Source organism: Ahrensia sp. R2A130 (assembly GCF_000179775.1).
GTDB lineage: Bacteria > Pseudomonadota > Alphaproteobacteria > Rhizobiales > Rhizobiaceae > Pseudahrensia.
The window spans coordinates 1-486 of sequence record NZ_AEEB01000038.1 but is presented as its reverse complement, the minus strand read 5'-3'; the positions used below and the strand labels follow the sequence as shown (position 1 = coordinate 486).

The following is a 486-nucleotide window of genomic DNA, read 5'->3' as shown; positions in this document are numbered from 1 at the left end:
GACACGGCTACGGTTACTATCACGGTGAACCCACAGAACGACGCGCCGACGGCTGCTGATGATGCGGTAACGACGAATGAAGACGCGGCGGTCTCCGGTGCTGTGATCCTGAATGACATCGACGGCGATGCGCTGACGGCGACGCTCGGCACTGCACCAACCAACGGCACAGTGATCGTCAACACGGACGGGACGTATACGTATACGCCTGCAGCGGACTTCAACGGCACGGACACGTTCACGGTCAGCGTCGATGACGGCAATGGCGGGACTGATACCGCAACCGTCACCATCACGGTTAGCCCACAGAACGATGCTCCAACGGCTGCTGATGATGCAGTTACCACCAACGAGGACGTGGCTGTCTCTGGCGCTGTGATCCTGAACGACATCGACGGCGATGTTCTAACGGCGACGCTTGGTACTGCTCCGACGAACGGCACTGTCGTTGTGAACACGGACGGGACGTACACCTACACGCCTGCA

At 59.7% G+C, this 486-nt stretch carries 1 protein-coding gene; it reads left to right on the top strand.

Translation table 11 applies throughout. From position 1 onward, the window contains the following. A partial coding sequence (locus R2A130_RS16630) for an Ig-like domain-containing protein (protein WP_009465361.1) occupies positions 1 to 486 on the top strand: 486 nt, incomplete at both ends.